11 protein-coding genes are annotated in these 12,522 nt (G+C 62.1%); 7 read left to right on the forward strand and 4 right to left on the reverse strand.

What is annotated here, in order from left to right; all coding sequences use genetic code 11:
* Positions 1 to 91 precede the first annotated feature (91 nt).
* Together P3T22_RS14690 and P3T22_RS14695 are read right to left on the reverse strand one after the other, a co-directional pair.
* Positions 92 to 919, reverse strand: coding sequence for a ferritin-like domain-containing protein (locus tag P3T22_RS14690; protein ID WP_063497287.1), 828 nt, complete (start codon positions 917 to 919; stop codon positions 92 to 94).
* Positions 920 to 1,303: 384 nt separating this feature from the next.
* Positions 1,304 to 2,941 carry a gamma-glutamyltransferase family protein gene (locus P3T22_RS14695; RefSeq protein ID WP_429325319.1) on the reverse strand — a complete coding sequence of 546 codons (1,638 nt, stop codon included), beginning with the start codon at positions 2,939 to 2,941 and terminating at the stop codon, positions 1,304 to 1,306.
* 331 nt (positions 2,942 to 3,272) lie between these two features.
* Between P3T22_RS14695 and P3T22_RS14700 the strand changes: the two genes are divergently transcribed.
* The 3 genes from P3T22_RS14700 to P3T22_RS14710 all read left to right on the forward strand — a co-directional run bounded on the left by P3T22_RS14700 (position 3,273) and on the right by P3T22_RS14710 (position 5,384).
* Positions 3,273 to 4,052, forward strand: a complete 780-nt coding sequence (locus P3T22_RS14700; RefSeq protein ID WP_063497289.1) for a DeoR/GlpR family DNA-binding transcription regulator — start codon at positions 3,273 to 3,275, stop codon at positions 4,050 to 4,052.
* A 307-nt stretch (positions 4,053 to 4,359) separates the two neighbouring features.
* On the forward strand, positions 4,360 to 4,557 hold the full coding sequence (locus P3T22_RS14705; protein ID WP_063497290.1) for a hypothetical protein: 198 nt from the start codon (positions 4,360 to 4,362) through the stop codon (positions 4,555 to 4,557).
* A 200-nt stretch (positions 4,558 to 4,757) separates the two neighbouring features.
* Entirely contained in the window at positions 4,758 to 5,384 is a 627-nt protein-coding gene (locus tag P3T22_RS14710) for a TetR/AcrR family transcriptional regulator (RefSeq protein ID WP_063497291.1), read from the forward strand.
* 88 nt (positions 5,385 to 5,472) lie between these two features.
* Here P3T22_RS14710 and P3T22_RS14715 read toward each other — a convergent pair whose 3' ends face one another.
* Complete coding sequence (locus tag P3T22_RS14715) at positions 5,473 to 5,847, reverse strand: hypothetical protein (RefSeq protein ID WP_429325320.1); 375 nt, start codon at positions 5,845 to 5,847, stop codon at positions 5,473 to 5,475.
* A gap of 202 nt (positions 5,848 to 6,049) precedes the next feature.
* Between P3T22_RS14715 and glpD the strand changes: the two genes are divergently transcribed.
* The 4 genes from glpD to P3T22_RS14735 all read left to right on the forward strand — a co-directional run bounded on the left by glpD (position 6,050) and on the right by P3T22_RS14735 (position 11,054).
* Positions 6,050 to 7,579, forward strand: a complete 1,530-nt coding sequence (gene glpD, locus P3T22_RS14720) for a glycerol-3-phosphate dehydrogenase (protein ID WP_429325321.1) — start codon at positions 6,050 to 6,052, stop codon at positions 7,577 to 7,579.
* A 283-nt stretch (positions 7,580 to 7,862) separates the two neighbouring features.
* On the forward strand, positions 7,863 to 9,362 hold the full coding sequence (gene glpK / locus P3T22_RS14725; protein WP_429325322.1) for a glycerol kinase GlpK: 1,500 nt from the start codon (positions 7,863 to 7,865) through the stop codon (positions 9,360 to 9,362).
* 85 nt (positions 9,363 to 9,447) lie between these two features.
* Positions 9,448 to 10,161 (forward strand): MIP/aquaporin family protein, encoded by a 714-nt coding sequence (locus tag P3T22_RS14730; protein WP_429325323.1) that lies wholly within the window; start codon positions 9,448 to 9,450, stop codon positions 10,159 to 10,161.
* A 206-nt stretch (positions 10,162 to 10,367) separates the two neighbouring features.
* Complete coding sequence (locus tag P3T22_RS14735; RefSeq protein ID WP_063497296.1) at positions 10,368 to 11,054, forward strand: HAD family hydrolase; 687 nt, start codon at positions 10,368 to 10,370, stop codon at positions 11,052 to 11,054.
* A gap of 239 nt (positions 11,055 to 11,293) precedes the next feature.
* On the opposite strand, the gene ribB is transcribed toward P3T22_RS14735, so the two are convergent.
* Positions 11,294 to 12,013, reverse strand: a complete 720-nt coding sequence (gene ribB / locus P3T22_RS14740; RefSeq protein WP_063497297.1) for a 3,4-dihydroxy-2-butanone-4-phosphate synthase — start codon at positions 12,011 to 12,013, stop codon at positions 11,294 to 11,296.
* Between the last annotated feature and the right edge of the window lie 509 nt (positions 12,014 to 12,522).

The following is a 12,522-nucleotide window of genomic DNA, read 5'->3' on the forward strand; positions in this document are numbered from 1 at the left end:
CGCCAGGATCAATCATGCCTCGGAAAACGAATGGCCCGCACAAGCGGGCCATTCGTTTTCATCTGTACGCCGTGGACTCCGCGGCAAAACTTCAGCGAAAGAACACATGTTGCGTGATCTTGGCGAGCGGGTAATGCACGCCCGGCTGGATCTTGGCCGGCAGATCGAGCGGCTTGAGCAGCATCTTCACGCACATGTCCGCCGACAGATTGCGCCGCACCAGCGCATTGATGCGGGCCGCGCGTTCGCGGTTATAGGCCGAATCGTGCACGCGTTCCGGATAACGAATCGCGAAGACATGCCGCAGCGCGATCTCCGAGTCTTCGTTCTTGATTTCCAGCACGCGGCGCATCAACGCACCGAGAACCGCAAGACGGCCATTGCCTTCGATCTTGTTGTACTTCTTGAAGAACCTGAAAAAGTGTTTGTAGTGACGGACTTCGTCAGTGCGAATGTTGTCGGTGATCTGCTTGAGCACCGGCTCGTCAGAACATTCGCCAATCGCTCGATACAACGTTGCGGTGCCCGTCTCCACCACGCAGCGAGCAACCATTTCGAGCGCGCGGGTCTTTTCGAAGTCTTCGACCGAGCAGGTCAGCGAATACTCTTCCATGAAATTGCGGAACGCAGTGTCCCAATCGAACTCAGGCCAGACGTAGGCGACATACGTCTTGAGAGCCCGGCCGTGCTGCATCTCTTCCGGCTCCCATTCCTGGTTGAGCCAAGCCGAGACTTCGGGGTCACCGTTGAAGAAGGTGCTCAGATTGCTGGTGTAAAGATCAGTGCCGCTTTCGATAAACGAAGCGGCGCACAACAGAAGCAGCAGGTCTTCGTTTGCGGCTGCCTTCTGGCGATCTATGCGGGTGAGGTCGATATCCTCGATCCGCCAGGGCATCACATGGTTCAGCTCAGTGTGCATTGTGTCTTTGCTCCGAAAGCTGTATCGACTCGCGGAGCCCGCTCGAAACCGCCCGCTATCGCAAGGACGGTCCGCCGTGTCAGATACAACGCTTTGAATTAGAGTTAACCCCTTGTATCTTGCATCTTAGCCGGTGTTTAGCAACTCTGCAGATAACCCAGCACAGACCATGCCGGACCGCCGCAGTTCCAATTTCACGGTAATCGAATGCTTCGGTTGGTTACATGCGGTGCACGCACTGCGCAAAAAAAGCCAGCTCGGCGAGCTGGCTTTGACTTGAAAAGGGTGCCGGTCAGGCGTGGAATGGAGCGAAGCTGTCGCGGGCTACGGCGCGGGCGTGGAATAGGCGGAAGCTGTCGCGGGTTGCGACGCGGGGATGTTCATTCAAAACCCCGCTGCCAGTCCGTCGCGACGGCTGTCGCTCGCCGCCACGTAGCCGCGCTCCGGATCGTTACGGTCGAGCTTCCAGATGTACTGGCCGGAGCCGAAATCCATGTATGGATCGTCGACCGACTTGATCGTGTGGCCCAGTTTCTGCAGCGCCGCGGCGGTCTTCGGATCGAGCGTCGATTCGATGTCGATCGTGAAATCGCGGTTGACCTTCCAGCGCGGCGCGTCGCAGGCGGCCTGGGGTTGCTGACCGTAGTCGAGCATCCGCACGATCGATTGCAAATGGCCTTGCGGCTGCATATCGCCGCCCATCACGCCGAAGCTCATCACCGCTTCCTGCCGGCCGTCCACCTGCTGCGTCAGGAACGACGGGATGATCGTGTGGAACGGCCGCTTGCCGCCTTCCACCACGTTCGGCGACTTCGGGTCCATCGAGAAACCGCAGCCGCGGTTCTGCATCGCGATGCCGCTGTCCGGCACCACGATGCCCGAGCCGAAGCCCATGTAGTTCGACTGGATGAAGCTGACCATCATGCCGCGCTCGTCCGCCACCGACATGTAGATCGTGCCGCCGGCCTTCGGCATGCCGAAGTCGAACCGCATGGCGCGCCTGGGGTCGATCAGCTTCGCGCGCGACGTGAGGTACGCGTCGCCGAGCATCTGTTCGGGCGTGACTTCCATCGAACGCGGATCGGCAACGTAACGGTAGACGTCGGCGAACGCCAGCTTCATGGCTTCGATCTGCACATGCTGCGACTCGACGTTGTCGACGGCGAATTCTTTCACGTCAAACTTTTCGAGGATGCCCAGCGCGATCAGCGCCGCGATGCCCTGGCCGTTCGGCGGAATTTCATGCACGGTGTAGCCGCGATAATCCTTGCCGATCGGCTCGACCCAATCCGCACGGTAGTTGCGCAGATCGTCGAGGGTCAACGCGCCGCCGCCTTCACGCGCAAACGCCGCGATCTGTTCAGCGATCTCGCCTTCGTAGTACGCACGCGGACCTTGTTCTGCCAACTTGCGCAGCGTCTTCGCGTGGCCGGGAAAGCGCACCAGTTCGCTGACGTCCGGCGCGCGGCCGCGCGGCATGAAGGTTTGCGCGAAGCCCGGCAGGTCCTTCAGTTCAGGCACGGCCGCCGCCCACTTGTAGGCCACGATGCTCGCCACCGCATGGCCACGCTCGGCGATTTCGATCGCCGGCTCCATCAGATCGGCGAACGGCAGCGAGCCGAATTTCTGATGCAATGCTTCCCAGCCCGCGATCACGCCGGGCACCGTTACCGCGTCCCAACCGCGCTTGGGTTGCTTCGCGAGACCATTTTCCTCGCCGTATTTGCGCTTGAAGTAATCGACATTCCACGCCGCCGGCGAGACGCCCGACGCATTCAGGCCATGCAGCTTCTTGCCGTCCCACACCAGCGCGAAGGCGTCGCCGCCAAGGCCGCACGACACCGGCTCGACCACGGTGATGGCGGCAGCCGCCGCGATCGCCGCGTCGACGGCATTGCCGCCTTTCCACAACATCCGCAGGCCGGCTTGCGCGGCGAGCGGATGCGAAGTCGAAACGATGTTGCGCGCGAATACAGGCAGACGCGGCGTCGGGTAGGGGTTTTGCCAGTTGAAGCCAGTCATGTCGAACACTCTCGATAGCACGGCCCGGCGCGTTCTCGAACGCCGGAAACCATGGGGAAACAAGTAACACGCGGGTAAAACGCGGAGCCTTGGATTGCAGCGCGATCCGGCACAAAAAACAAATTCATTTATCAAATGAATAAATGCATAAATCACCTGAATGGGCCGCTGCAGGGTCGCCCTGAGTCCGAACCATGACGCACGAGTTGGCAGACAAGACGTTCGATCGTCTTACAATACGCTCACCCTCGTTCACGCATGACCCGTTTTCCGGCTCGGCATATTGCACCGGTAGCGGGCAGCGCCGATAAAAACCCACGACCCGAGACACATGACCCGAGACCCCCGCCTGACTCTCAACGCCCGGCAACAGGAACTGCTGGAGTGGGTGCAACGCGACGGCTTCGTGACCGTGGACGACCTCGCGGCGCACTTCGACGTGACCCCGCAGACGATCCGCCGCGACGTCAACTGGCTCGCCGACATGAACCTGCTGCGCCGCTATCACGGTGGCGCCAGTCTGCCGACCAGCTCCGAGAACGTTTCGTACACAGCGCGTCAGCGGATGTTCCACGAAGAGAAACGGCGCATCGCGACGCTAGTGGCCACTCACATTCCCGACCAGGCGTCCCTCTTCATCAACCTCGGTACGACCACCGAGGAAGTCGCACGGGCGCTCAACCGGCATCGCGGCCTGCGCGTCATCACCAACAATCTGAACGTCGCCAGCATGATGAGCGGCTATCCGGATTGCGAGGTGCTGGTGACAGGCGGCATCGTGCGGCCATGGGACAAGGGCATCGTCGGCGAACTGGCGATCGACTTCATCCGGCAGTTCAAGGTGGACTTCGCGATCATCGGTACGTCGAGCATTGAAACGGACGGCACGCTGCGCGATTTCGACACCCGCGAAGTGCGTGTGGCCGAGGCGATCATCCAGCATGCGCGCACGGTGTTTCTCGCCGCCGACAACTCCAAATTCGGCCGCCCGGCGCTCGTCCGCCAAGGTCATCTCGACCAGATCGACGCGCTTTTCACCGACGCCGCACCGCCCGCCGAGATGAACGAAACGCTCGCTGCCGCCAATTGCCAGGTGTATATCGCCGAGTAATCCAGGCGTCTTCGGCCATGTTGCAGTGCACGCGAAACTTCGAGTGAAATCAAGGATCTGGCCGCTGCTCCAAACCGCCTCTGCGGGTCCCAATTGTCAAAGGGAATATTTACTGGGGTCCCTTTGGCGTTTGCCCGGCGGTTGACTACACTCCAGTTCCCCGGCGTCCGTTCCGCGTTACGCGGAGCGCCGGCAGCGTGAACCTGTCGTGATAGCCGCACCTCCCGCCTGATCCTCTAGCGGACTTCACTGGCATTCGGCCAGTCGCCAGCAAGGCCGTCCGCGTTAGTTTGACATGGAGAGAACGATGCTGAGTCCGCATGAATTCGCCACGTTGTTGCTCGTCAAGGACGCCCCCACTCAAGTCGATATGGCGCGAGAAGAACTCGACGCCCTGCTGGAACGCCAGCTTGTGCAACTCGAACGGCTCGCATCGGGCGACGAACAATGGCGCGTGACCGAAACCGGCGACAGCGCACTCCGGGCCATCAAACGTTTTTCCTAGTAATACGTCAGAGTCTGAAGCCGACGACCGGCAGCATGACGGCGGTTGCGCCGCGGTGACATCGCGCGCGCCCTCGTCTTTGTAAAGCTGCCGCAAATTCTTTTTGCCTCAAACCACGCTGCCGCGTAACCGACGGCCACTGTGTTGTGCCCAATTCATTTACACAGTAAATTGACGCGACGGACCTTCAGCCTTCGCGCATGCCAAAAACGCTCTCCGCCAACGACATCCAGCAATTCCGCGAAACCATGCGGCGCGTGGCCGAAAACGCGTTCGCCACGCGCGGGGCGCAAGGCGTGACGATGCGCGAACTGGCGAAGGAGCTGGGTTGCAGCGCAATGACGCCCTATCGCTACTTCCGCGACAAGGACGAGATTCTGGCGATGGTCCGCGCCGCGGCGTTCAACCGCTTCGCGGCGCGACTCGAAGCGGCGGCGAAACAGGCTCCCGCCACCGACCGCTCCGCCGTCAGCGACGCCTACGTGGCATTCGCACTCGACGAGCCGCATGCCTACCGCCTGATGTTCGATATGACCCAGCAGGAAGGCGCCTACCCGGCACTCGGCGCTGCGTCGCACCGCGCCTGGAGCATGCTCGGGGCGCACTTCGAGCAGCTCGTTGCCGCGGGCATTCTGGAAGGCGATCCACAATTGATCGGCTACGCCTACTGGGCAAGCCTGCACGGCTTCACTATGCTGGCGCTCGCCAATCAGCTGCCTTTGCCACAAGCGCAACAACCCGCCGGGAGCAAGGCGCCGACGCGCGAGGCCGTGTTCGCGCAGATTCGCAAGATGTTGTGGCGCGGCGCCCAGCCGCAGCGCGGCTAGCCCGGCGTTAGCCCCGCGTTAGCCCGCCAGCTCACTCAACGCGAATAGCCAGCGGGAAGGACCGGGTGGAGAAAAGCTGGTGCGAAGTTCAGCCCGCGCGCAACGTCGGGTCGACCGCCGCGCGCCAGCTCAACGCCTTGGCCCGCTGGTCGGTGAAGAACGCAACCCATTGATTACGCACCTGCGGATCGGCACTCAGCCCTTGGCTCGTATAGCGCTGCGCAAGCGACGCCTGGAACGCGCAGTAATCGTCCTTCGGCAACTTGCCGCGCCGGTTCGCCACGTACGCATCGAACAGCGTCGCGTAGACGCCTTGCGCGTCGTTGCCGTAGTCGACTGTCTGGGCATTGCACATCTGTTGCAACGATGCGAACGAGGGCGCACCCATCGTCCCGTTCAAGCTCGGCGAGCTGACGCATCCCGTCAGGACCGCAGCGGCGCCGATCATCCAAAGTCCACGCATGAATTCACCTCGCAATGGCTGCTGCCGAGAGTATCGTCCGTGGCCGCGCGTTACGCCACCACCTTAGCCAACCACTAGAGGGGCGCCTACGAAAACCGAACTTTACTTTTTCGAATATGTTCATTAAAGTTCGCAAACGAACACTATCGGTTCGATAGTCTTTCCAAACAGCATTCCGGATACAACGCAGGGGACACAGCAGGTGACGCAAGGCTCGAGATACGATTTGCTCGTCGTGGGCGGCGGGATCAACGGCGCAGGCATCGCACGCGATGCGGCGGGCCGCGGCCTGTCGGTGCTGCTCTGCGAACAGGACGATCTGGCGGCCCATACGTCGTCGGCCAGCACCAAGCTGATTCACGGCGGCCTGCGCTACCTCGAGTACCGCGAGTTCAGGCTGGTGCGCAAGGCCCTCCAGGAGCGCGAGACGCTGCTGCGCGCGGCGCCTCACATCATGTGGCCGCTGCGCTTCGTGATGCCGCACATGCCCGATCTGCGCCCGGCCTGGATGATTCGCGCCGGCCTGTTCCTTTACGATCACCTCGCCAGACGCGAACTCCTGCCCGGTTCGCGCGGCATCGTCATGCGCAACCATCCTGCCGGCGCACCGCTGATCGACTCGATCAAGCGCGGTTTCGTGTATTCGGACGGTTGGGTGAATGACGCGCGTCTGGTCGTGCTGAACGCGCTGGATGCGCAGGAACGCGGCGCAACGATTCTCACGCGCACCAAACTGCTGAGCGCGGTGCGCGCCGGCGGCGAATGGCGCGCGCAATTCAAGCGCGCGGACGGCACGATCCTCGACGTGCGCGCTGCCTCGATCGCAAACGCGGCCGGTCCGTGGGTCGGCGAACTGCTGCATGGCGCGCTTGGCCGCGAGGCGACGCACAGCGTGCGCCTCGTGAAGGGCAGCCATATCGTCACGCGCCGCCTGTTCGAACACGATCACGCGTACATCTTCCAGAATCCGGACAAGCGGATCATCTTTGCGATTCCGTACGAACACGATTACACGCTGATCGGCACAACCGACCTCGAATATCGCGGCGATCCGTCGCAAGTAGCGATCGACGCCGACGAAATCCAGTACCTGTGCGACTCGATCAACCGCTACTTCAAGCAGAAAATCTCGCCGCAGGACGTGCGCTGGACCTACTCGGGCGTACGTCCGCTGCTCGAGGAAGAAGGCGCGGACAACCCGTCGGCGGTCACGCGCGATTACTCGCTCGAACTCGACGCGCCCGCGGGCGAAGCACCGCTTCTGTCTGTGTTCGGCGGCAAGATCACGACGTTCCGCAAGCTGGCGGAAGAGGCCGTCGGCAAACTCGCACACGCGCTGGATAAGGGCACGCCTTCGTGGACGGCCGGTGCGCCGTTGCCCGGCGGCGATATTCCGCAAGCCAATTTCGAGCGCTTCCTCACCGGCTTCAGGCAGCAGAACGCGTGGCTGCCCGCCGATCTGGCTCACCGCCTCGCTCGTGCGTACGGCACGCGCGTGAAGGACGTCATTGGCAATGCGCGCTCGGTGGCCGACCTCGGCCGCGCTTTCGCGCCAGGTCTCTATGAAGCCGAACTCACCTATCTGCGCGACACCGAATGGGCGCGCAGCGCGCAAGACGTGCTGTGGCGCCGCTCGAAACTCGGCCTGCACGTCGAACCGGGCACGCTCGATTCGATCACACACGAGATTGACGCGTGGTTTGCCCGCGAGCCGGTCCGACAGAGCGCCTAGCCTAGTTAAGGCACTTGGTTGGTCCACTCAGTCAGGCCATTCAGTCAGGCCACTTAGCCAGGCCATTTAGTTACGCCACCTAGCCAGACCGCTTAACGAGGCTATAGCAACGCGGCCCGGCTCCGTGGATAAACCCGCATGAACCGAATCGATTTTCACCCCCTCGGCTACTGACAAAGCCGGGACGCACCACCTCAAACTGTTGCAGCCCGCTTAAAACAACAAGCCGTTCCCGTCGCCGGTCAGCAATCCGGCGATTCATAAAACGCATGGAGAAGAGACAATGCAGGATCAGTACATCCTCGCGCTTGACCAAGGCACCACCAGCTCCCGCGCGATGCTGTTCGACCGGCTCGGCAACATCGTGTCGACCGCACAGAAAGAATTCCAGCAAATCTATCCGCGTCCGGGTTGGGTCGAACACGATCCGCAGGAAATCTGGTCGACCCAGGCCGGCGTCGCCGCCGAAGCCGTCACTCGGGCCGGCATGAACGGCACCTCGATCGCCGCGATCGGCATTACCAATCAGCGTGAGACCACCATCGTGTGGGACCGCGAAACCGGCCATCCGATCTATAACGCGATCGTCTGGCAAGACCGCCGCACCGCCGACTTCTGCGATCAGCTCAAAGAGCAGGGTCTCGAAGAAAAAGTCCGCGCCAAAACCGGCCTGCCGATCGATTCGTACTTCTCCGCGACCAAAATCCGCTGGATTCTCGACAACGTCGAAGGCGCACGCGAAAAGGCCAGGCAAGGCCGCCTCGCCTTCGGCACCGTGGATAGCTGGCTGGTGTGGAATTTCACCAAGGGCGGCCTGCACGTCACCGACGTGACCAACGCGTCGCGCACGATGCTGTTCAACATCCACACGCTGAAGTGGGACGACGAACTGCTCGAAGCGCTCGACATTCCGCGCAACATGCTGCCGGAAGTGCGTGCGTCCTCGGAAGTGTACGGGCCGACCAAGACCACCGTGTTCGCTTCCAGGATTCCGCTCGCGGGCATCGCCGGCGACCAGCACGCGGCCCTGTTCGGCCAGATGTGCACGGAGTCGGGCATGGTGAAGAACACCTACGGTACCGGCTGCTTCCTCGTGATGAACACCGGTGAAAAGCCGATCGAATCGAAGAACAATCTCGTCACCACGATCGCCTGGCAAATCGGCGATCAGATCAATTACGCGCTCGAAGGCAGTATCTTCATCGGCGGCGCGGTGGTGCAATGGCTGCGCGACGGCCTCGGCATCATCAAGAACGCCGCGGAAATCGAAACGATGGCGCGCAGCGTGGCGCATAGCGACGGCGTGTATCTGGTGCCCGCGTTTGCCGGCCTCGGCGCGCCGCACTGGAACGCCCGTGCGCGCGGCACGCTGTTCGGCGTGACGCGCGGCACGAGCGCGGCGCATATCGCCCGCGCCGCGCTCGACTCGATCGCCTATCAATCGCTCGACGTGCTCAAAGCGATGGAAGCCGATTCCGGCATTCGCATCGGCGAATTGCGCGTGGACGGCGGCGCCTGCGCGAACAATCTGCTGATGCAGTTCCAGGCGGACATTCTCGGCGTCGACGCAGTACGGCCGAAGGTATCGGAGACGACCGCATTGGGCGCGGCATATCTGGCCGGTCTCGCGGTCGGCTACTGGAAAGACGTGAACGAACTGAAGAGCCAATGGGCGCTCGATCGCCGTTTCACGCCTGCCCTGCCGCACGCCGACGTCAAGGAATGCCTCGACGGCTGGAAGCGCGCGATTCGCGCCGCGAAGGCCTGGGCCGACACGCCCTGATCCCAGCTTTCACACAATACCTTTCGACATAACGAAGCCGCTTATCCCGCGGCTTCCCTAACAACTATATTTCGGATAACAAACCATGTCTCCTTACATTGCGGAATTCATCGGCACCGCGCTCCTGGTGCTGCTCGGCAACGGCGCAGTCGCCAACGTGCTGCTCGCCCGCACCAAAGGCAAAGGTGCGGACCTGATCGTGATCGTGATGGGCTGGGCGATGGCCGTGTTCATCGCCGTGTACGTCACGGCATCGTACAGCGGCGCGCACCTGAATCCTGTCGTGACGATCAGCCTCGCGCTGGCCGGCAAATTCGCATGGGCCAAAGCGCCGGGCTACATCGCGGCGCAGATGCTCGGCGGCATGGCGGGCGCGCTGCTCGTGTGGATCGCGTATCGTCAACACTTCGCGAAAGAAGGCGATGCCGACGTGAAGCTCGGCGTGTTCTGCACGTCGCCCGCGATTCGCAGCGTGCCGCATAACCTGCTCACCGAAATGATCGCGACGTTCGTGCTGATTCTCGGCGTGCTGTACCTGGCTTCGCCGCAAGTCGGCCTGGGCGCGCTCGACGCATTGCCGGTCGGCCTGCTGGTGCTCGGCATCGGTATTTCGCTCGGTGGCCCGACCGGTTACGCGATGAGCCCGGCGCGCGACCTGTCGCCGCGTCTGATGCACGCGCTGCTGCCGATTCCGGGCAAGCGCGACAGCGATTGGCATTATTCATGGATTCCGGTGTGCGGCCCGCTGCTTGGCGGCGCGCTGGCAACGGGGCTGTATCTGTATTTGCACGCGCACTGATCCTGCAGCGCACACAGGGCACATATAGGGTGCATATAGCGCGCGCACGAGCCGCACTACGCGCACGCTCAAGGCGCAAATGTGCGCCGACGGAAAGCGATGGCGCCGCGCACGTGGCGCCAAAGCACGTATCATGACGCTTTCAATCTCCGCGTAAGAGCTTGCCATTGTCTTGCCCGCGCGCCTCTCGCTTTCCGCTTTAAAGCATGATCGACCACCTCATCTGTGACTGCGACGGCGTGCTCGTCGACAGCGAAATCATCGCTGACCGCGTAATGCTCGAAACGCTGTCCGCCACCTTCCCCGGCCTCGACTTCGAACCCGTTGTCAAAACGGCGTTCGGCCAGCAGACCTCGCGCTTTCTCGAAGGTATCGAGAAGTCGTTCGACATCACGCTGCCGGCTGATTTCTTCAATACGATCGAACACAACGTCGAGCTCGCGCTCGCGGCATCGCTGAGCCCGATCAACGGCGTGCGCGACGCATTGCAACGCGTGACGCTGCCGGCCGCGGTCGTGTCGAACAGCCGGATGGCGCGCGTGAATGCTTCAGTGCGGCGCGCGGGTTTGCAGCAGATTTTTGGCGAGCGGATTTTCAGCGCCGAACAGGTGGCGCGCCCGAAGCCTTTTCCGGATGTGTATCTGTTCGCTGCGAAAGCGCTCGGTGTGGAACCGGCGCGATGCGTCGTCGTGGAAGATAGCGTGGCCGGTTTGAATGCCGCGCGTGCGGCGGGCATGAAGACGATTGCCTTCGTCGGTGCGAGCCATATCCCTGACGGTTACGCGGATGCGCTGCGCAAGATGGGTATGACACGCATCATGAAGCATATGGATGAGCTGCCCGCGCTGGTCGAAGCCGGCGTGCGTGGTGAGTTTGGCGACGTGCAGTCTTAACGGGTGAGAGAAGAGAAAAGCCGGCTGCAATAGCCGGCTTCAGGCTTCAGGCTTCAGGCTTCAGGCTTCAGACCGCTGACTAACCCCACGTCTTTTCCGAGGTGGGGTTTTGTTTTTTTCAAACGCGCGCGAGAGTGCGTCGAGTTCGCGCTGATCGGCGCCGTCGTCCAGCGCGACAAAGCGTTCGCGATCAATCGCCAACCGGATCACCTCGCCGCACGCGGCACACCCTTAACGCATCAAGCCTCATCGGCCACGCATTCGCGCGCCGTCGCCAGCGCCTGGCGGAATTCCACCAGCTCGGCGATCGTCAGCATCGGCAGATTGTGTTGTTGAGCGAAGCGCTCCACATCCGCGCCGCGCGTCATCGTGCCGTCCGCGTTCATCAGCTCGCACAGCACGCCGGCCGGCTTCAGACCCGCGAGAATCGCCAGATCGACCGTGCCTTCGGTGTGGCCGCGACGTGCCAGCACGCCGCCCGGCTGCGCACGCAGCGGGAACACGTGGCCCGGACGCACGATATCGGCAGGCTTCGCCGTATCGCTGATGGCTGCGCGGATTGTCGTCACGCGATCGAGTGCGGACACGCCGGTGGTCACGCCATCGCGAGCTTCGATCGAGACCGTGAATGCGGTGCCATGACGGCTTTCGTTATTGACGGCCATCGGCGGCAGTTCGAGTGCGCGGATTTTGTCGTCGGGCAGGCACAGGCAGACGATGCCGCTGCATTCGCGGATCAGCAAGGCCATGGTTTCGACGGAAAGACGCTCGGCGGAAACGATCAGATCGGCTTCGTTCTCGCGGTCGTGATCGTCTTGCAGGACGACTGCGCGGCCATCGCGCATGGCTTGCAAGGCGGCGGCGATACGTGGCGGAACGGGCTCGGTGGCGAGCAGGGGAAGATCGAGGAATGCATCGTCCGCAATCGTCGACGGTGCAGGAAAAGTTGCAAAAGACATAGTTGAAACGCTCATCGCAAAAGTTGGGCGAGAAACGTTTCAGGGCATTGCAAATAGACAAAGACGCGCCGTTGAACGCCGCGCAAAGCGGCGCTCGTGCACCGCTCCAGCCTCTAGCGGCGCCACGGAAACGAACATGACTATCTGCACATCTTCTTCCGTCCGGACTCTAACCGTCGGCTCTGGCTTCTCACCAGATCTGCTGACCCCGTGTCGACCAGAGTTAGCGCTTTAGCTGTCGATCAGAGTTAGCGCTTTAGCGCTTACTCTGATCCCATGCAAAGCTCTTACTCTGGTCCCATGCAAGTGCTGTCGACCAGAGTTAGCGCTTTAGCTGCCGATCAGAGTTAGCGCTTTAGCGCTTACTCTGGTCCCATGCAAAGCACTTACTCTGGTCCCATGCAACGTAGTTGCACAGTTCCAAACACATTGACGACGCGGGCGCTCGCGGGCTCACCGGCTCACGCTTTCGCGCTGCCGGCATACCGCCGGTGGGGAATTTCGCCCCG

This window comes from Paraburkholderia sp. GAS348, from assembly GCF_050434205.1.
GTDB lineage: Bacteria > Pseudomonadota > Gammaproteobacteria > Burkholderiales > Burkholderiaceae > Paraburkholderia.